The organism is Bacillus sp. JZ105, assembly GCF_053903125.1.
On sequence record NZ_CP096387.1, the window covers coordinates 67,157 to 86,767 of the forward strand.

Annotated in this window: 17 protein-coding genes, 2 tRNA genes and 1 pseudogene; all 20 read left to right on the plus strand. The window is 42.3% G+C overall.

The window, feature by feature from the left end:
• Positions 1 to 178: 178 nt before the first annotated feature.
• The 20 genes and pseudogenes from M1D81_RS00355 (at position 179) to M1D81_RS00450 (ending at position 19,609) form a co-directional block, all read left to right on the plus strand.
• A complete protein-coding gene (locus M1D81_RS00355; RefSeq protein WP_456265945.1) occupies positions 179 to 1,783 on the plus strand; it encodes a putative polysaccharide biosynthesis protein in 1,605 nt (534 codons plus the stop codon).
• Positions 1,773 to 3,257, plus strand: a complete 1,485-nt coding sequence (gene yabN, locus M1D81_RS00360; protein ID WP_456265944.1) for a bifunctional methyltransferase/pyrophosphohydrolase YabN — start codon at positions 1,773 to 1,775, stop codon at positions 3,255 to 3,257. Before M1D81_RS00355 ends, yabN begins: the two co-directional genes overlap by 11 nt.
• The gene (locus M1D81_RS00365) at positions 3,254 to 3,514 is read left to right on the plus strand and encodes an RNA-binding S4 domain-containing protein (protein ID WP_003217975.1); all 261 of its coding nucleotides are present in this window, start codon (positions 3,254 to 3,256) and stop codon (positions 3,512 to 3,514) included. Before yabN ends, M1D81_RS00365 begins: the two co-directional genes overlap by 4 nt.
• 73 nt (positions 3,515 to 3,587) lie before the next feature.
• Positions 3,588 to 3,896: a sporulation protein YabP gene (gene yabP, locus M1D81_RS00370; RefSeq protein ID WP_024425646.1), complete on the plus strand. Its 309-nt coding sequence runs from the start codon at positions 3,588 to 3,590 to the stop codon at positions 3,894 to 3,896.
• On the plus strand, positions 3,893 to 4,531 hold the full coding sequence (gene yabQ, locus M1D81_RS00375) for a spore cortex biosynthesis protein YabQ (protein ID WP_456265943.1): 639 nt from the start codon (positions 3,893 to 3,895) through the stop codon (positions 4,529 to 4,531). The genes yabP and yabQ overlap by 4 nt, the downstream gene beginning before the upstream one ends.
• Before the next feature lie 18 nt (positions 4,532 to 4,549).
• Positions 4,550 to 4,924, plus strand: a complete 375-nt coding sequence (locus tag M1D81_RS00380) for an FtsB family cell division protein (protein ID WP_456265942.1) — start codon at positions 4,550 to 4,552, stop codon at positions 4,922 to 4,924.
• Between the two features lie 82 nt (positions 4,925 to 5,006).
• Positions 5,007 to 5,402, plus strand: a complete 396-nt coding sequence (locus tag M1D81_RS00385; protein WP_008357409.1) for a S1 domain-containing RNA-binding protein — start codon at positions 5,007 to 5,009, stop codon at positions 5,400 to 5,402.
• Positions 5,403 to 5,579: 177 nt separating this feature from the next.
• Positions 5,580 to 5,653, plus strand: a tRNA-Met gene (locus M1D81_RS00390).
• A gap of 24 nt (positions 5,654 to 5,677) precedes the next feature.
• Positions 5,678 to 5,749, plus strand: a tRNA-Glu gene (locus M1D81_RS00395).
• A 203-nt stretch (positions 5,750 to 5,952) separates the two neighbouring features.
• Positions 5,953 to 8,436 carry a stage II sporulation protein E gene (gene spoIIE, locus M1D81_RS00400; RefSeq protein WP_456265941.1) on the plus strand — a complete coding sequence of 828 codons (2,484 nt, stop codon included), beginning with the start codon at positions 5,953 to 5,955 and terminating at the stop codon, positions 8,434 to 8,436.
• A gap of 76 nt (positions 8,437 to 8,512) precedes the next feature.
• Complete coding sequence (locus M1D81_RS00405) at positions 8,513 to 9,250, plus strand: vWA domain-containing protein (protein ID WP_034325063.1); 738 nt, start codon at positions 8,513 to 8,515, stop codon at positions 9,248 to 9,250.
• On the plus strand, positions 9,234 to 10,229 hold the full coding sequence (locus tag M1D81_RS00410) for a protein kinase domain-containing protein (RefSeq protein ID WP_456265940.1): 996 nt from the start codon (positions 9,234 to 9,236) through the stop codon (positions 10,227 to 10,229). The genes M1D81_RS00405 and M1D81_RS00410 overlap by 17 nt, the downstream gene beginning before the upstream one ends.
• 96 nt (positions 10,230 to 10,325) lie before the next feature.
• Positions 10,326 to 11,748, plus strand: a pseudogene (tilS, locus tag M1D81_RS00415) (tRNA lysidine(34) synthetase TilS).
• Positions 11,745 to 12,284, plus strand: a complete 540-nt coding sequence (gene hpt / locus M1D81_RS00420) for a hypoxanthine phosphoribosyltransferase (RefSeq protein WP_008357399.1) — start codon at positions 11,745 to 11,747, stop codon at positions 12,282 to 12,284. The pseudogene tilS and the gene hpt overlap by 4 nt, the downstream one beginning before the upstream one ends.
• A 95-nt stretch (positions 12,285 to 12,379) precedes the next feature.
• Positions 12,380 to 14,281 carry an ATP-dependent zinc metalloprotease FtsH gene (gene ftsH, locus M1D81_RS00425; protein WP_456265939.1) on the plus strand — a complete coding sequence of 634 codons (1,902 nt, stop codon included), beginning with the start codon at positions 12,380 to 12,382 and terminating at the stop codon, positions 14,279 to 14,281.
• A gap of 162 nt (positions 14,282 to 14,443) precedes the next feature.
• Entirely contained in the window at positions 14,444 to 15,220 is a 777-nt protein-coding gene (locus M1D81_RS00430) for a type III pantothenate kinase (RefSeq protein ID WP_251221149.1), read from the plus strand.
• Between the two features lie 14 nt (positions 15,221 to 15,234).
• Entirely contained in the window at positions 15,235 to 16,110 is an 876-nt protein-coding gene (gene hslO, locus M1D81_RS00435; RefSeq protein ID WP_456265938.1) for an Hsp33 family molecular chaperone HslO, read from the plus strand.
• Positions 16,111 to 16,156: 46 nt separating this feature from the next.
• Positions 16,157 to 17,065, plus strand: a complete 909-nt coding sequence (locus M1D81_RS00440; RefSeq protein ID WP_342474624.1) for a peptidyl-prolyl cis-trans isomerase — start codon at positions 16,157 to 16,159, stop codon at positions 17,063 to 17,065.
• 77 nt (positions 17,066 to 17,142) lie between these two features.
• Positions 17,143 to 18,066 carry a cysteine synthase A gene (cysK, locus tag M1D81_RS00445; protein ID WP_024425655.1) on the plus strand — a complete coding sequence of 308 codons (924 nt, stop codon included), beginning with the start codon at positions 17,143 to 17,145 and terminating at the stop codon, positions 18,064 to 18,066.
• A gap of 124 nt (positions 18,067 to 18,190) precedes the next feature.
• Positions 18,191 to 19,609, plus strand: a complete 1,419-nt coding sequence (locus M1D81_RS00450; RefSeq protein WP_456265937.1) for an anthranilate synthase component I family protein — start codon at positions 18,191 to 18,193, stop codon at positions 19,607 to 19,609.
• Positions 19,610 to 19,611 lie beyond the last annotated feature (2 nt).

Here is a 19,611-nt window from a genome sequence, read left to right on the forward strand (position 1 = left end):
TATATCATCTTGATAAAATGAAAGAACGCCGATGAAATCATTTGATTTTGTCGGTTTTTTATATGGGATGAAACAAAACGAGACATGTGCCGTCTACTCCTTAGAAAGAAACGTCTTTTCATTCACGTATGTTATAATGAGTGCGTTTAACTGTAGATTTATTTTAAAGGAGTCATCCATGAAAAATGCTGTGAATCAGCCGCATTGGCTTTTCCAGGGTGCGGTGATTTTGACCATCGCAGGCTTGTTATCAAAGATATTAAGTGCCGTTTACCGTGTCCCGTTTCAAAACATCGTAGGGGACACAGGGTTTTATATTTATCAGCAGGTATATCCTTTCCTTGGCATTGCCATCATGCTTGGTACAACAGGTTTTCCTGTCATGGTGTCCAAGCTTTTGAGTGAGCATGGGGAAGAGAATCGACGGATCATTACAAGGGTATCCTTGGTCTATATCACTTTACTGAGCCTGGTCTTATTTCTTTGTCTTTACATAGGAGCAGGCACAATTGCGAGTCTTATGGCAGACAGTCAATTAATTCTGCTCATTCAGATGAGTGCTTTTGTTTTTCTATTTCTGCCGCTCACCGTGATGCTGAGGGGAGTTTTTCAGAGTGACGGTCTGATGCTTCCAACAGCTGTTTCTCAATTGGTTGAGCAGCTCATCAGGGTAGGTGTCCTGCTTGTTTTATCCTTCTATTTCGTGAGGCACGGCTATTCGCTTTATGAAACAGGGGCGGGTGCGGTGTTCTCTTCTATCGCAGGAAGTGCAGCCTCGCTCATTTTGCTTCTTTTCCTTTGGCTGACCTATCGAAAGCAGTCTGCTGCAAGTATGTCAGGCAAACAGGCGACACTTCGAAAAAAAGATGTTATGAAGAGTTTGGTGCTGTATACATTGACGATTTGTGTCAGCGGTTTGCTCATTTTATGGATGCAAATGATTGATGCTTTTCATCTGTATGCGCTGCTGCGCAGCGAGGGTCTCAGTGAAGCGGCGGCAAAGGCGGCGAAAGGTGTATATGACCGAGGCCAGCCTTTCTTACAGCTCGGAACGGTGTTTGCCATCAGCATCGGAACCTCTCTTGTGCCATTTTTATCTGCAGCCATGAGGAATGGAGAGCATGAAACGATACGGCAAAAAGTTCGATCATCGGTTAAGACCACTTCGGTATTAGGGATAGGGTCAGCGGTTGGACTGATTTGTATTTTATCACCAGTCAATACAATGCTTTTTCGTAATGACTTAGGCACCGATGCCTTGCAAATATTTTGTATATCGATCGCCTTTACGTCGATTGCCATTACGCAGGCGGCTTTACTGCAAGGGCTCGGGCATACTGTGTATCCTGCTGTTGTGGTGGTCCTCAGCGTGCTGGTGAAATGGATTCTAACGATTGCGCTTGTACCGTTATTTGGCATCCACGGTGCCGCGTGGTCAACTGTATGTGGTTTTCTCACAGCAGCCGTGCTCAATGCCGTTTATTTGAAGCATAAAGGATGGATTTCATTGAGAGAGCTGTTCCCGGTGAAAATTCTTTTATCAGCCGCCTTCATGGCTGTGATCTTAATAGGATATCAGGCTCTGTTTTCATGGGTCATCCCCTTTGAAAAACGCCCGTTTTCCGTTTTAGAGAGCCTGACATCAGTTTTTATTGGTGGTTTCGCCTTTTTATATAGTATTCTTAAGCTGGAAGTATTTACGGACGAGGAATGGAGACTCATTCCATTAGGAGAAAAGATTTTATATTTTAAACAGATGAGAGGGAATCAAAATGGCAGGTAAGATTACCGTCGTCGGTCTCGGGGCAGGCGACATGGATCAGCTGACGCTCGGTGTATATAAGCAGCTGAAGCAGGCGAAAGAAGTATTTATGAGAACGCAGGATCATCCGCTTACCGCAGAGTTAATGCAGGAGGTCCCATCTCTCACCTTTTTTGATGAGATTTATGAAAAGCATGATCAGTTTGATCAGGTGTATCAGGAAATTACCGAAATATTATTTGCAGAGGCAGCGGAAAAAGACATTGTGTACGCAGTACCTGGTCATCCATTTGTGGCAGAAAAGACCGTACAGATGCTCGTCGCCGGGCAGAAAGAGCGCGGGGTTGAGGTGTCTGTCGCTGGTGGACAAAGCTTTCTAGATGCGACATTCAACTCCTTGCAGATTGACCCCATCGAGGGATTACAATTCGTTGATGCAGGGGATATGAGAGCGGATGATCTGAAACTAACCCAGCACGTCCTGATTTGTCAGGTATATGATCAGATGACAGCTTCGAATGTGAAACTCACGCTGATGGAAAAGCTCCCCGACGATTATGAAGTTTATATTGTGACTGCAGCTGGAAGCAGTCAGGAACAAATTACTGCCGTTCCTTTATTTGAACTTGATCGAGATGTGTCGATAAATAACTTAACGAGTGTTTATGTTCCTCCAATTCAAGATGAACAGCTGCTTTATCAACAATTTGACACCTTCCGTGACGTCATACGTACATTAAGAGGTCCGGGCGGCTGTCCATGGGATCAAAAACAAACCAATGAATCACTCAAACCATATTTAATTGAAGAATGCTATGAACTGCTTGAAGCGATAGATGAAGATGACCCAGATCATATGGTGGAAGAGCTTGGCGATGTGCTGCTGCAGGTGCTGCTTCACGCTCAAATTGGCGAAGATGACGGTTATTTCTCAATCGATGACGTCATTCAGCATGTCACAGAAAAAATGATTCGACGCCACCCCCATGTGTTTGGTGACACGAATGTTTCTGAGGCAGCAGATGTGGTGGCCAACTGGGAAAAAATCAAACAGCAGGAGAAGCCAGAGCGGACCGGTTCTATTTTGCAATCGATTCCGGCGACACTTCCGGCACTAACAAAGGCATATAAGCTCCAAAAGAAAGCTGCCAAAGTAGGCTTTGATTGGACAGATGTTCAAGATATTTGGAACAAATACGAAGAAGAAAAGCAGGAATTTCTCGTTGAAGTGGCAGAGAAGACGGACGAAGGTGCAACGAAGCAAATGAAAGATGAATTTGGAGATCTTTTGTTTGTTCTCGTCAATATTGGCAGGTTCTATCACCTAGAGCCTGAAACGGCACTCGCTTCTGCCAACACAAAATTCATACGGCGCTTTCAGCATATCGAACAAAAAGCAAAGGACATGGGCCGTTCATTAGATGACTTAACGCTAGAGGAAATGGACGATCTATGGAACGATGCGAAACGCATAGAAAGAGGTGAACACACATGAGACTAGATAAATTTTTAAAAGTGTCCCGTTTAATTAAAAGAAGAACATTGGCAAAAGAAGTAGCTGATCAAGGCAGGATTTCTATTAACGGGACACAGGCGAAAGCAAGCTCTGACGTGAAAGAAGGAGATGAGCTGAAAATCCGCTTTGGTCAAAAACTGGTGACTGTTCAAGTCAACGAGTTAAAGGACACGACGAAAAAAGAAGAAGCAGCTGGCATGTATACTGTGCTTAAAGAAGAAAAAACAGCAGAATAGGGCTTGTTCTAAATGACCCTCTTATCACATACAATGCAGTAACATGCAAGTATGAGATATGGGGGATGTATAGATGAATCAATATTATAATCAACCTCAAGGCACGAAGCTGTCATCAGACGCGGAGCACAATGTCACAATGCGAAACAGAAAGCATTTAGATATTACTGGTGTCAAACAAGTGGAAAGCTTTGATAGTGAGGAATTTCTGCTGGAGACGGTCATGGGGATACTCGCCATCCGCGGAGAAAATCTGCAAATGAAAAACCTAGACGTCGAAAAGGGCGTTGTGTCGATCAAAGGGCGTGTCTTTGATTTAATCTATGTTGATGAGCAGCACGGGGAGAAAGCTAAAGGATTTTTTAGCAAGCTGTTTAAATGACGCTGACAGTCCAGTTTTATACGATGCTTTCCATGGCGGCGATGGGCATCTGGCTGGGCGCATCGCTTGATACGTACAAGCTGTTTGTGAACCGGGAAAAAACAGCAAAATGGCTTTTGGCTATCCACGATCTCCTTTTTTGGATGGTACAGGGTCTCTTATTCTTTTACGTCCTGCTGCTGACAAATGAGGGAGAATTCAGGCTTTATATTTTTCTAGCCGTTGCTCTAGGTTTCTCGATGTATCAGGCATTGATGAAACATCTGTATCTCAAGATTCTCAAGTTTATCATGATGTGTGTATATCAGACCGTTCTCTTCCTAAAAAGGCTGGTTATGTCGGTTGTCTTCCAGCCAATACGCTGGATGATCACATTGGTCATAAGTGCTTTTCTGTTCTTGCTCCACTCGCTCTTACGTCTAGTTCGTTTTACGTTTCGGCTCGTGTGGAAGGTGCTGTCGATTGTTTGTTATCCGCTCATCTGGTTACTCAATGTGACCATTATTCATCGGATTCCCGAAAAATGGCGAACATCAATGAGATTGTTTTTCGCAAAAGGAGCAGGAATTTTACAAGGGGCCAAGAAATTATCTGGTACCATCAAAACGAAATGGAAACAATTCTGGACAAAGTAAGAGAGGAGGCCTTCAATCTTGAACAAGAGAAAACGAAATATCGCACAAATTCAAAATGATTACCAAAAACAAATGGAACAGCAAGCACAGCGCTTAAAACGCAAACGTCGCGGACTCCTTAGAAGGCTTACCGTGTTTGGTGTAATCGTGCTCATGTTTGCTGTCTTGGTGATAAGTGCCCTCTGGTCGCAATCGTCTTCACTAAAGGAAAAAGAAGAGAAGAAGGTTGCGCTCGAAAAAGAGTTGAAGCAATTAAAAACAAAGCAGGAAGATATTTCTGATGAAATTAAGAAGCTGAAAAGCAAGGAATACGTACTCGAACTGGCACGACGGGACTATTATATGTCCAAAAAAGGCGAAAAAATCTTTGATGTGGGCAATAAGAGCGATTAGCCTTGTTGACACTTAAAATTCAGTTTATGTATAATTGAACAAATGAGATTTTTTTATAAGTCTAAGGAGGAGCACTTTTTTTATGTCGATTGAAGTTGGCAGCAAGTTACAAGGGAAAGTTACGGGCATTACAAATTTTGGAGCTTTTGTGGAGTTGCCAGGCGGTTCAACTGGTCTCGTTCATATCAGTGAGGTAGCCGATAACTATGTAAAAGATATTAATGAGCATTTAAAAGTCGGTGAACAAGTTGAAGTGAAAGTGATTAACGTTGAAAAAGACGGTAAAATCGGCTTGTCCATTAAAAAAGCAAAAGATCGTCCTCAACAGCAATCAAGACCAAGCAGAAATGATTTCCGTCCGAAGGAATCGTTTGAACAAAAAATGAACAAATTCTTAAAAGATAGCGAAGATCGCTTAACATCTTTAAAACGTAACACGGAATCAAAACGTGGGGGGCGCGGAGCAAGAAGAGGTTAACTTGTTGCTGCTTTCTATATATTTTTACACCAAAGCATCTGCTGTTTAGCAGGTGCTTTTTTTCATGATCCATTCGGCATTTTTTGAGATTTCGCCATTTAATTTAAAACTTTCTATTGACGGACAAGCGAATCCTTTGTATTATAGTTCTTGTGCTTCTTAGCGCATTTTCATTATGGCGGTGTAGCTCAGCTGGCTAGAGCGTACGGTTCATACCCGTGAGGTCGGGGGTTCGATCCCCTCCGCCGCTATCCTTTAACTAGAACATAAAGCAAGGCCCGTTGGTCAAGCGGTTAAGACACCGCCCTTTCACGGCGGTAACACGGGTTCGAATCCCGTACGGGTCATCTTCGAAACAGCTTTCTATAGTAAAGCTGTTTTTTTGTGCCTTCGTAAAATTCTGATGAAAGACATCGACTTTCATGAAAGTATGCCTCTTTGACGAATAAAGCGTCGAACGTTTTATGGAAACGACAACTTCTTTTGACAAAATTTCTTTTTCACCTTCGCTATAATGACAAGCAACGAATATCAGGTGGGGGATGAGAAGATGGAAAAACTAGAAAGAAGAACTGATTTAACAGGAGCGGGGTTTGAAAGAATCAGTGCGGGGTTAAAAAAGATGAAAAACCTGTTTCTTCATCACACGCATTCTCTTTTTTTCTATAAAGGGTTTATTTATGTTGTTCTAGGCTTTTTATTAGGACGAGCCTTTATATTATCTGAAATAATGCCGTTTGCTCTGCCTTTCTTTGGCTCCATGCTGCTTATTAAAAGAGATAAGGCGATGCTTGCTTGTCTAGCATTACTCGCTGGGGCTATGACGATATCACCTCAAAATGCATTGTTTGTGTTTTCTTCACTGCTCATGTTTCTCCTTATGTCAAAGGTGGTTTCTTTCATCATCAAAGACCCAGTGAAAACATTACCGGTTGTCATTGTTCTCTCAATGCTGATCACCCGGGGAGCGTTTGTTTACTTAGAGCAAGGTGCTGTGCAAAGTTATGATTACGTCATGGCGGGTGTCGAAGCAGGACTTGCCTTCATTTTGACTCTGATTTTCCTTCAAAGCCTGCCGATTTTTACAGTCAGGAAAATTAAACACTCTTTAAAGGTAGAAGAAATTATTTGTTTTATGATTTTAATTGCCTCAGTTTTAACTGGTCTTGCTGGGATCACATTTCAAGGAATGCAGGCAGAGCATATTTTGTCACGTTATGTAGTGCTGACATTTGCCTTTATTGGCGGAGCCAGTATTGGTTGTACGGTCGGTGTTGTGACAGGATTAATTCTCGGTCTCGCTAACATCGGAAACCTTTATCAGATGAGTCTTCTTGCCTTTTCAGGCTTATTAGGCGGATTGCTGAAAGAAGGGAAGAAAGCAGGGGCAGCCATCGGCTTAATTGTGGGTTCCTTACTCATTTCACTGTACGGGGAAGGGTCGGCAGGTCTCATGACCACACTGTATGAATCACTTATAGCGGTTGCGCTCTTTTTACTCACGCCGCAATCAGTTACTTCCAAGGTAGCGAAATACATTCCTGGTACGGTAGAGCATGTACAAGAGCAGCAGCAATATGCTCGGAAGGTACGAGACGTGACAGCAAAAAAGGTAGATCAATTCTCTCATGTATTTCATGCGCTGTCTGAGAGTTTTGCGACATTTTACGAATCCATTCCTGAAGAGAAGAAGCAGGAAGAGGATGTAGATCTTTTTTTAAGTACGATCACAGAACGATCCTGTCAAACGTGCTATAAGAAAAATAAATGCTGGGTGCAGAACTTTGATACAACCTATGAACTAATGAAACAAGTTATGCATGAATCTGATGAAAAAACGTATGAGCATAACCGAAAATTGAAAAAGAAATTTAGTCAGCACTGCTCAAAATCAAAACACGTTGAGGAATTGATCGAAGAGGAGATCGCTTACTATAAAGCCAACCAGACACTGAAGAAAAAAGTCCAAGACAGCAGGCGTCTTGTGGCTGAACAGCTGATGGGGGTCTCACAAGTGATGGAGGATTTTTCCCGGGAAATAAAACGAGAAAAAGAGCAGCATTTTATTCAGGAAGAGCAGATGATAGAAGCGCTTCAGCACTTTGGTATTGAAATTCAGCAAGTAGAAATCTATAGCTTGGAGCAGGGAAATGTTGATATTGAAATGAGAATCCCATATTGCCAAGGGCATGGGGAATGTGAAAAAATCATTGCTCCAATGCTTTCGGATATTTTAGAAGAACAGATTTTAGTCAAAGCAGAGCAGTGTGCAGAGCATCCAACAGGCTATTGCCACGTTGTATTTGGCTCTGCTAAATCATACCGAGTGGCTACAGGTGTGGCACATGCAGCAAAAGGCGGAGGACTGGTATCTGGAGACAGCTACAGCATGATGGAGCTTGGTGCAGGCAAGTATGCTGCAGCTATTAGTGATGGAATGGGTAACGGAGCACGGGCTCATTTTGAAAGCAATGAAACGATTAAGCTGTTAGAAAAAATATTGGCGTCAGGTATCAATGAAAAAGTGGCGATTAAAACCATTAATAGTATTTTATCTTTACGAACGACAGACGAGATCTATTCAACATTGGATTTATCGATTATTGATTTACAGGATGCGAGCTGTAAGTTCCTCAAGATTGGTTCAACACCCAGCTTTATTAAACGGGGTGATCAGGTGATGAAGGTACAAGCAAGCAACTTGCCGATTGGCATTATTGATGAATTCGAAGTCGAGGTTGTGAGCGAACAGATGAAAGCAGGAGACCTATTGATTATGATGAGTGACGGCATTTTTGAAGGGCCAAAGCATATTGAAAATCATGATCTGTGGGTGAAACGGAAAATGAAAAGCTTTAAAACAGAAGATCCCCAAGAAATTGCTGATTTATTAATGGAAGAGGTCATTCGAACAAGAGCAGGCCAAATTGACGACGATATGACAGTTGTTGTCATCAGGCTCGACCACAACACACCAAAATGGGCTTCCATTCCGACCGGTACATTCTATCTTGAGAAACAAGAGATTTCTTAAAATATCGTATAATATGAATTTCTTCTGGCGATGATGGGGATATAAGCATTCAGTTACAATCCCAGGAGGAATGAAGATGCGAAAAGGTCACGTCAACCAAATCTTATTGATTACAGATGGCTGCTCAAATCACGGGGAAGATCCGCTTGCGATTGCCTCATTGGCAAAGGAACAAGGGATTACAGTCAATGTCATTGGCATAATGGAAGAAAACAGACACGATCATGAAGCGATGAAGGAAGTAGAGGGGATTGCTCTCGCAGGCGGAGGCATCCATCAAGTTGTCTACGTCCAGCAGTTATCTCAAACAGTACAAATGGTCACGAAAAAAGCGATGACACAAACCCTGCAGGGTGTTGTGAATAAAGAATTGCAGCAAATACTCGGCAAAGACACTGAAATTGAAGAGCTTCCACCTGATAAGCGCGGGGAAGTAATGGAGGTTGTCGATGAGTTAGGAGAAACGGTTCATCTTCAAGTACTCGTGCTTGTTGATACAAGTGCAAGTATGAAACCGAAGCTGCCAACCGTCAAAGAGGCACTTATCGACCTTTCCATCAGTTTAAATTCAAGAATTGGAGAAAATCAGTTTGGGATGTGTGTATTTCCCGGGAAAAACTCAGATGCTGAAATTGTGTTGAATTGGACGCCTCGATTCGATTCATTATCATCTATTTTCCCAAAACTGACCACTGGAGGAATCACCCCAACAGGACCAGCGCTGCGGGAAGCACTTCAGCATTTCAAATCAGTTCGTTCACGCAAAGGGCTGCTTGAAGCAAAGGAAGAGCATGATGATGAATTCGGCTTCTAACATCCCGTTAGGCACGGTGATTCAAGGGAAATGGCACCACCATCATTACCGTATTGTAAAAGAGCTTGGAAAAGGGGCGAACGGTGTTGTCTATCTGGCCGAATCGCCATATGGGCAAGCGGCCCTTAAAGTGAGTGATGACAGTATGCTCATTGCATCTGAAGTCAATGTATTAAAATCCTTTTCAAAGGCTCCTGTGAAAACCATGGGGCCTTCTTTTTATGATATGGATGATGCGATTTATCCCGGTATGCCTCAAAAATGTTCCTTTTATGTGATGGAATATGTCAGAGGTCCATTATTGCTTGAATTTGTGAAACAAAAGGGTGATGAGTGGATTGTTGTTTTGATGATTCAGCTTTTATCCAGCCTGGCTCATTTACATCAGGAAGGCTGGATTTTTGGTGACTTAAAGCCGGATAATCTCATTGTTTCTGGACCCCCTGCTACGATCCGGTGCATTGATGTGGGAGGAACGACGAAAGCGGGCAGGGCAATTAAGGAGTATACCGAGTTTTTTGATCGAGGCTATTGGGGGTTCGGCACACGAAAAGCTGAACCATCGTATGATTTATTTGCCCTGACCATGGTAATGGTCAATTGTGCGTATAAGAAAGAATTCAAAAAAGGAGCAGAACCAGAAAAGCAGCTTTATCGAGCCATTGAAGGACATCCTTTATTAAAGCGATATGAAAGGGTGTTAAAGGCTGCTCTACAAGGTAAATATCAATCAGCAGCAGACATGAAAAGTGCGATGCTGAAAGAAGGACAACTGATTGCATCAAGAAAATCGCGCCAAAAGCAGCAGCAGCCAAAACCCGCTGTTAAACAAAATCAACAAGTGACTTCACGATCGCGGGCTGCAGCAGCAAAAAGAACGTCAGCACGTAAAAAATCAGGCGGGCTTTTTGAAACCATTCTTATCGTGTGCAGTGTACTCGCTCTTTACTGTGCATATGTGGTTTTGTTCCTGTTGTAGAGCTGTAAAAAAGCAGGCTTCTTCTTTGCTTGGAGCTACTGAAAGTGATAGGATATGTATATCTTTAAATTACCTGCTCTTTGTGAGGAGGAAGTTGTGAATAGAATTGAATCTTTTTTGAGAAAACATGATGTTTACCTTGAAAATACGACAGTCATTGTCGGGGTTTCCGGCGGGCCGGATTCCATGCTCTTACTGCATGAACTTAACAAGCGTCGCAAAGGTTCTTATCAGCTGATTGCAGCCCATGTAGATCACATGTTCAGAGGAGAAGCGTCCTTTGCTGATTTGGCATTTGTTGAGGCTTACTGTAAGGAGCACGAGATCCCTTTTGAATCGTCCCGCATACAGGTTATCCAATATGCAAAAGAAAACCGCTTAAACAAACAGGCAGCTGCAAGGGAGTGCAGATATGCTTTCTTTCGTCAATTGATGGAGCAATACAACGCTCAATTTATAGCGCTTGCACATCATGGAGACGACCAAGTAGAAACAATGTTGATGAGACTTGCGAGAGGGACTGTTGGTATAGGACTCGCGGGTATCCAAGCAAAACGTCCTTTTCAAAATGGGTGGCTGATTCGTCCGCTCATTGGATACTCTAAAGACGACGTGCTAAAAGCTTGTGAAAAAGAACATGTCCCCTATGTCATTGACCAAAGCAATCATACAGATGACTACTTGAGAAACCGGGTAAGAAGACACATTCTTCCCGTGTTAAAAGAAGAAGCACCTCATGTACATGAAAGCTTTCAGTTTGTAAGTGACATGCTGACTGAAGATGAGCAATACTTGCAGGCTTTAACAAAGGAACAAATGAACCAAGTGATAAAAAGTCAATCACCTAAGCAAATTGAGATCAAAACGAAGCCTTTGCTTGACCTGCCTTTGCCTTTACAAAGAAGAGGCATTCAACTAATATTAAACTATCTTTATGAAAACACTCAATCAGCGTTTTCAAACCAGCATATTCTAGGGACTTTAGACTGGTTATCTCATACCGATCAACCGTCTGGATCATTAGATTTGCCAAAAGGTTTACAAGCTGTCAAGTCTTATGATCACTGTATGTTTACCTTTGAACGATCGCATGTATTAGACCAGTCTTATGCTCTTCACTTAAAGGTTGAGCTCGGAGAAGAGCTTTTTCTCCCAAATGGACAGTCTATCGCCGTATCAAATCATGTTCCGAAGGATGCACGGAACGGAAATCATTTTTTCTTGCTTCAAAAAGATCATGTTCGTCTCCCTTTGATCATTCGCTCACGAAAAAATGGTGACCGAATCAAACTTAAAGGGATGAATGGATCAAAAAAGGTGAAGGATATATTTATTGATAAAAAAGTGCCTCTTGCAGAAAGAGACAGCTGGCCGATCGTCACTGACTCGGATCATCAAATCATCTGGATCCCAGGTTTGAAAAAATCCGTTTTTGAAGAAATTGATATGACAAACAGCGATCTCATTGTATTACAATATAGACAGCACGAAAATTTGTAGGGGGCAAGCAAAAGCATGAAACAAGATATTGAAAAGATTTTGATCTCAGAAGAAGAGATCCAGCAAAAAGTGAAGGAACTGGGTGCAACATTAACCAGTGATTATGATGGTAAATTTCCCCTGGCTATTGGTGTTTTGAAAGGGGCTCTTCCATTCATGGCAGACCTGATCAAACACATTGATACATATTTAGAACTTGATTTTATGGATGTATCTAGCTACGGAAAGTCTACCGTATCTTCTGGAGAAGTAAAGATCATTAAGGATCTAGATACTTCTGTTGAAGGAAGAGATATTTTGATTATGGAAGATATCATCGACAGTGGGTTAACTTTGAGCTATCTGGTAGAGCTTTTCCGATACCGTAAAGCAAATTCCATTAAAATTGTAACATTGCTTGATAAACCAAGCGGCCGCAAAGCAGACATCAAAGCAGATTATGTTGGATTTGAAGTACCAGATGCATTTGTTGTCGGCTATGGATTGGATTTCGCTGAACGTTACCGAAACCTCCCGTATATTGGAGTGTTAAAACCATCTGTTTACGAAGGCTGATCAGCATACGTATACATGAGGTTATTGGTTGTGTTGGAATGATTTTCTATGATACTATTGAACATAGTTGTGCTTACTGTGGGAGGAGGTAAGGAATGAATCGGGTTTTTCGTAATACGATTTTTTATATACTTATTTTATTACTTGTGATAGGGGTCGTCAGTTGGTTAGGATCCCCAAATCAAAAGCCTGAGAACATGTCTTACAGCAAATTTTCGCAAAATCTAAGTGCGGGAAAAGTGGAGAGTATCTCCATTCAGCCTGTAAGAGGGGTTTATGAAATTCGTGGTCAATTAGATGGCGCGGAGAAAAATCAATACTTCATTACCCATGTTCCAGATGGTCAAGGTGTTGACCAAATTTACAGTGCACTGAAGAATACAGATGTTAAAGTAGAACCAGCACCTGAAACAAATGGATGGCTGCAAGTTCTGACAACCATCATTCCGTTTATCATCATCTTTATCCTGTTCTTCTTCTTATTGAACCAAGCTCAGGGCGGCGGAAGCCGAGTCATGAACTTTGGTAAGAGTAAGGCGAAGCTTTACACAGAAGAGAAGAAACGTGTGAAATTTAAAGATGTTGCCGGTGCAGATGAAGAAAAGCAAGAGCTTGTAGAAGTGGTTGAATTCCTGAAGGACCCACGTAAATTTGCGGAGCTTGGCGCAAGAATCCCTAAAGGGGTTTTACTAGTAGGACCTCCAGGTACAGGTAAAACATTGCTTGCGAGAGCATCTGCAGGAGAAGCAGGCGTTCCTTTCTTCAGTATCAGTGGTTCTGACTTCGTCGAGATGTTCGTCGGTGTCGGTGCATCACGTGTACGTGATTTATTCGAAAATGCGAAAAAGAATGCACCTTGCTTAATCTTTATTGATGAGATTGATGCAGTGGGTCGTCAGCGTGGAGCCGGTCTTGGCGGTGGTCATGACGAGCGTGAACAAACGCTTAACCAGCTTCTTGTTGAAATGGATGGTTTTAGTGCCAACGAAGGTATTATTATCATTGCTGCGACGAACCGTGCAGATATTCTAGACCCTGCATTGCTGCGTCCGGGACGTTTTGACCGTCAAATTACGGTTGACCGCCCAGATGTTATTGGCCGTGAAGAAGTACTGAAAGTTCATGCGAAAAACAAACCGCTTGACGAGTCAGTCAACTTAAAAGCCATTGCAAGCAGAACACCAGGGTTCTCTGGAGCAGATCTTGAGAACTTACTAAACGAAGCAGCACTTGTTGCTGCCCGTCAAAACAAAAAGAAAATCGATATGCGTGATATCGACGAAGCGACTGACCGTGTTATCGCTGGGCCGGCGAAGAAAAGCCGCGTCATTTCGAAGAAAGAACGTAATATTGTGGCTTACCATGAAGCAGGTCATACCGTCATTGGTCTTATCCTAGACGAAGCGGACATGGTGCATAAAGTAACGATCGTTCCTCGTGGTCAGGCAGGCGGATATGCAGTCATGCTTCCAAGAGAAGACCGTTATTTCCAAACGAAGCCAGAGCTTCTTGATAAAATTGTCGGCTTGCTCGGCGGTCGTGTTGCAGAGGAAATTACGTTTGGTGAAGTAAGTACAGGCGCTCACAACGACTTCCAGCGTGCAACAGGCATTGCAAGAAGAATGGTCACAGAGTTCGGTATGTCTGATAAACTTGGTCCGCTTCAATTCGGTCAATCACAAGGAGGTCAAGTATTCCTTGGCCGTGATTTCAACAATGAGCCGAATTATAGTGAAGCGATCGCTTACGAAATTGACCAAGAAGTTCAGCGTTTCATTAAGGAGAGCTACGAACGTGCGAAACAAATTCTCACTGAGAATAAAGATAAGCTAGAAATTATCGCACAAGCCCTTCTAGAAGTTGAAACATTAGATGCTGAGCAAATTAAATCTCTTTACGAAACTGGAAAGCTTCCAGAGCGTGTATACGCAGATGACGAAGAGAAAAACGATGATGTGAAAGTAAACATTAAGAAAAAAGAAGATGAGGAGATCTAATCTCCTTCTGTGAAAGCTGCCGGGATCACCGGCAGCTTTTTTTATTTCGATTCATGAATGGATCGGTTTCGAATTGTTTACAAATGGAACTCAATTCGTGTATGGTATGATAGAAAGTCGAAAAATGCTCTTTTTGAGAAACTATTCAAAGTGGTGATGAAGTTGTTACTCGTGATAGATGTAGGAAACACAAATACCGTTTTAGGTGTTTATCATAATGGCGATCTAAACTACCATTGGCGAATTGAAACAAGCCGTCATAAAACAGAAGATGAATTTGGTATGTCCATCAGGTCTTTATTCGATTATGTGGGGCTGATGTTTGACCAAATAGAAGGAATTATCATCTCCTCTGTTGTCCCGCCAATGATGTTCGCACTTGAAAGAATGTGCGAAAAGTATTTTCACCTAACACCCCAAATTGTAGGGCCTGGAATGAAGACTGGATTAAACATCATGTGTGACAATCCAAAGGAAGTCGGGGCAGATCGAATTGTCAATGCAGTAGCAGCCATTCACCTATATGGGGCGCCTCTAATTGTGGTAGACTTTGGAACAGCAACAACCTACTGTTATATCAATGAACAAAAACAATACATGGGTGGAGCGATTGCACCGGGTATTACCATCTCAACTGAGGCTTTATATACAAGAGCGGCGAAGCTGCCGAGAATTGAAATTGTCCGTCCAGATCACATTGTTGGAAAAAACACCATCAGTGCGATGCAATCCGGGATTCTTTATGGATATGTTGGCCAAGTCGAGGGAATAGTGAAACGGATGAAGCAGCAAGCCAAACAAACACCGAAAGTCATTGCAACAGGCGGTTTGTCTACATTGATTGGAAATGAATCAGACTGTATTGATATTGTCGATCCGTTCCTTACATTAAAAGGACTGCAGCTCATTTATGAACGTAATCGTGTCGGTGTATTATAGGAGGTTTAAATCAAATGGATTATTTAGTTAAAGCGTTAGCATATGACGGAAAAGTCCGCGCATATGCTGCAAACACAACAGATACAATCAACGAAGCACAAAGAAGACATCATACGTGGCCGACTGCATCAGCAGCCATCGGCAGAACGATGACAGCAACAGTCATGATGGGAGCTATGCTGAAAGGTGAGAATAAGCTAACTGTCAAAATAGAAGGCGGTGGACCAATCGGCGCCATTATTGCTGATGGAAATGCGAAAGGCCAAGTGCGGGGATATGTCTCAAACCCACAAGTTCACTTTGACTTAAATGAACATGGCAAACTGGATGTTAGACGTGCAGTCGGAACATCTGGAACGTTAAGTGTGGTCAAAGATATCGGGCTGAAGGACCACTTTACAGGACAAACAGAAATTGTCTCAGGTGAAATTGGAGATGACTTCACTTATTATCTTGTTTCTTCTGAGCAAGTGCCTTCCTCTGTAGGTGTAGGCGTCCTTGTCAATCCAGATAATTCGATCCTTGCAGCAGGCGGTTTCATCATTCAATTGCTGCCTGGTACAGAAGATGCTGTCATTGAAAGACTAGAAAAGCGTCTGTCAACCATTGAACCAATCTCTAAACTCATTGAAAAAGGGATGACACCAGAACAAATCTTAGAAGAAGTACTCGGTGAAAAGCCTCAAATCTTAGAAACTGTACCCGTCGCATTTTCTTGTAACTGCTCAAAAGAACGGTTTGCAAATGGCATTATCAGCCTAGGAAAAACCGAAATTGACGATATGATTGAACAAGACGGACAAGCAGAAGCTCAATGCCATTTTTGTAACGAAACGTATGTATTTACAAAAGAAGAGCTAGAAGAGCTGCGTGAAGAATTAACCCGCTAAGCTCTAAGCAGCGGGTTTTCTTTTTAGAATGGAAAGGAGACGAAAGATGAGACTAAAAGCAAGAGTGGTATGGACTTTTATCCTCGTGTTGCTCATGATTAATACCGTTGTCATTGCATATGTATTAACAAAGTCACAAATGTCACAGGCTTCTTCTAACGGGAAGAGCGGTGAAGAAATTGCGTCGATTGGAAAAGAGAAGGTGACGCGTCAAGAATGGTTAAAGAAAATGGAAGACCGCTACGGAAAGGCGACACTTGAACAAATGATCAATCAAAAGGTGGTTAATCAGCTTGCCAAGCAAAACAAGCTGGAAGTGTCTTCAAAAGAGATCAATCGTGAATTGCTCATGCTCAAAGCGGTGTCTAATAATTTCTATGAAGATGGACATACAAGTGAGAAGGAATGGAAAGAACAGATTCGTTATCAAATTTTATTAGAGCAGCTTTTAACAAGAGATGCCGTCGTTTCTGAAAAAGAAGCGAAATCGTTTTATGAAAAAAACAAGGACTTATATCAATATGATGATTCATACCGCATTCGCCATATCGTCGTGAAGACAAAGAGCGAGGCTGAAAATGTATTAAAAGATTTAAAAGGCGGGTCTAGCTTCGAGGCCGTGGCAGCTGAACGTTCAATCGACCGTTACACCTCACCATACGGCGGAGATCTTGGATTTGTGACAGAAGAGCAGGAAAGTATCCCAGCCCTATACATACAAGAAGCTCAAAAGCTTCAGCCAGATGAATGGACGAAAGAGCCGATTCAGACCAAAAACGGGTATGCCATTATTCAGTTAAAAGAAAAATTAAATGGCCGCTCTTTCTCCTATGACGAAGTCAAAGACCAGATTAAAAGGCAGATCGCCATGGAAGATCTAGGTGAAAAGGCGAATGTCAAAACCCTGTGGAAAGAAGCAAAAGTCACATGGTTTTACGATGGAGAGCAGGACTAAAAGCATTGACAAAATTTTTTGAAATTGATAATTTAATATTAATACAATAAAATTACTCGGAGATAGAGGTGTTAGTGATGGCTCGTATTGCAAATTCAGTTTTTGAACTAATAGGAAATACACCAGTCGTTAAATTAAACCGTTTAGTAGATGAAGACAGTGCGGATGTCTACTTGAAACTTGAATATATGAACCCGGGCAGCAGTGTCAAAGATCGTATTGCTTTAGCGATGATCGAAGATGCTGAAGCAAAAGGTACATTAAAAGCCGGCGATACGCTTATTGAACCAACAAGCGGAAATACAGGAATCGGCCTTGCAATGGTAGCGGCTGCTAAAGGAATCAATGCGATTTTGGTTATGCCGGACACAATGAGTCAGGAGCGCCGCAATCTTTTACGCGCTTATGGTGCGGAACTTGTCTTAACACCAGGTGCAGAAGGAATGAAAGGTGCCATCAAAAAAGCGGAAGAATTAGCAGAAGAGCATGGTTACTTCATGCCTCAGCAATTTAGCAACGAAGCCAATGCAGAGATTCACCGTCGTACAACTGGGAAAGAAATCCTTGAACAGTTTGACGGCGAGCTTGATGCATTTATTGCAGGTGTTGGTACGGGCGGTACGATTACAGGTGCTGGTGAAGTCCTAAAAGAAGCCATCCCATCCATCCAGCTTTATGCAGTAGAGCCGACAGATTCCCCTGTATTGTCAGGCGGAAAGCCGGGTCCGCATAAAATCCAAGGAATTGGAGCAGGTTTTGTTCCTTCAATCTTGAACACGGAAATATATGACGGCATCATCCAAGTGAAAAACGAAGATGCATTTGAGCTTGCAAGAAAAGCAGCGAAAGAAGAAGGAATCCTTGGCGGTATTTCTTCAGGAGCAGCTATTTACGCAGCACTTCAAACAGCGAAGAAGCTTGGTAAAGGGAAAAAGGTTCTCGCAATTATCCCAAGTAATGGTGAGCGTTACCTCAGTACACCTCTTTATCAATTCGATTAAACCAATCACCCCAGCATTTGCTGGGGTTTTTTCATGAATTCTCAAGATGGAAAGCAAATACTATTTTCTAAATAAATTGGATTGCATTACAATAAGATTAATGAAAATGAAAAAGGATGATAACATGACACAACGCAGGCCGATGGGCATCAAAATTCCTTTTACGAAAGATGCTTTTTTGAAAAGATACGAGCAATTAACTGCTCGTGAAACACATCATGTGCTTCTTGAAAGTGCACGCGGCGGTTCATATAGCATCGCTGGTATTCGCCCGATCGCTAAAGCGAAGGGGAAAGATGGGATAACGACTATCCATTATCAAGATGAGGTGCTGTTCAAAGAAGGCGATCCATTTAGAGCGTTTACGGATTGGTTTCAAACCCTTCAAACCGAAACAAACGACGAATACCCCGACTTTCAAGGCGGAGCAATTGGGTTTTTAAGCTACGATTATGCTAGATACATCGAACATTTTAAGATGCTGTCAATTGATGATCTTCAAACACCAGACCTTTATTTCCTCGTATTTAACGATGTTGCAGTTTTTGATCATAAAGAGCACGCGCTGTGGCTGATTACGCACATAGAGGAAACGGAATCAGGGAGTGAAGCAAACCAAAGGCTTGAAGAATGGAAGCAAAAATGGACAAGCTCTTCAGAAGAATCAGCACAATCACCTGTCAGTGAACCTTCCACAGAATTTGTACCAGCAGTACCATTCACTGAAGAAACCTTTGGGGAAGCAGTGGAGAAAATTAAGCAATATATCGCAAACGGTGATGTGTTCCAAGTGAACTTATCCATCAGACAAGATGAACAGCTTCACACTCATCCGTATGATTTATACAAAACGTTACGTCAAGTCAATCCATCTCCTTACATGTCTTACCTGCATACGCCTGACTTCCAAATTGTTTGTGGATCTCCAGAGCTGCTTATTAAGAAAAAAGGAACTCATCTAGAAACAAGACCAATTGCCGGAACAAGATCACGAGGCAAAGACGACGCTGAGGATCAAGCGCTGGCAAAAGAGCTCATTGAAAATGAAAAAGAACGCGCAGAGCATGTGATGCTTGTTGACCTTGAGCGGAATGATCTTGGACGCGTATCCACTTATGGATCCGTAAAAGTGAATGAATTTATGGCGATTGAGAAATATTCACACGTAATGCATATTGTATCCAATGTACAAGGAGAGCTGCGTGATGAATGTGACGCGGTAGATGTCATGAGAGCTGTATTCCCAGGTGGAACGATTACAGGTGCTCCAAAAGTGAGGACGATGGAAATCATAGAAGAACTTGAGCCAACAAGACGTGGGCTTTATACTGGATCTATAGGCTGGTTTGGATTCAATCAAGATATGCACTTTAATATCGTCATTCGTACTGCGTATTGTACAGAAGGAAAAGCCTTTATGCAGTCAGGTGCGGGGATCGTCATTGATTCTGTCCCAAAACACGAATATAAAGAATCGATTAAAAAAGCCTATGCAGTGAAAAAAGCATTACAGCTGAGCAAAGAAGAGACTATTTTGAGTTAGAG